This is a genomic window from Leucobacter sp. M11 (genome assembly GCF_035726885.1).
Classification (GTDB): Bacteria; Actinomycetota; Actinomycetes; order Actinomycetales; family Microbacteriaceae; genus JAPFRB01.
Map to the genome: position 1 here is coordinate 17,705 of NZ_JAPFRB010000005.1, position 546 is coordinate 18,250.

The following is a 546-nucleotide window of genomic DNA, read 5'->3' on the forward strand; positions in this document are numbered from 1 at the left end:
CTGCGGCCGAGAAGCCCGCCGCGAAGAAGGCTCCGGCGAAGAAGGCTCCCGCGAAGAAGGCCGACGCCGCCGACGCTGAGGCCGACAAGCCCGCCGCGAAGAAGGCTCCGGCGAAGAAGGCTCCCGCCAAGAAGGCCGACGCCGCCGACGCTGAGGCCGACAAGCCCGCCGCGAAGAAGGCCCCGGCGAAGAAGGCTCCCGCCAAGAAGGCCGACGCCGCCGACGCTGAGAAGCCCGCCGCGAAGAAGGCCCCCGCGAAGAAGGCCGCCCCGAAGAAGGACGCCGAGTAGGCTTCTCCCTCGGCTCCGGCCAACCGCAGACCGCACCCCCCGTCTCCTCTGGAGGCGGGGGGTGCGGTCTGTGGCGTATCGGCCGGGCTATTGCCCGCGCCGGCCGGGGCCGTCACCGTCACCGTCGCCGGTGAACTCCCGGAAGAACTCGTCCGCCGACGGGGTCCCGGGGGTTGTCGGCTCGGGCGCCTGCCCGTTGCCCGCGGACCCGGCGGGGAGCCCGCCCCCGCCACGCCGGCTGCCCAGCACGACCCCG

General features: G+C 74.7%; 1 protein-coding gene. It reads left to right on the forward strand.

Features of this window, described 5'->3' with window-relative positions; genetic code table 11:
• A partial coding sequence (locus OOT08_RS15330; RefSeq protein WP_325093713.1) for a hypothetical protein occupies positions 1 to 290 on the forward strand: 290 nt, incomplete at its 5' end.
• Between the last annotated feature and the right edge of the window lie 256 nt (positions 291 to 546).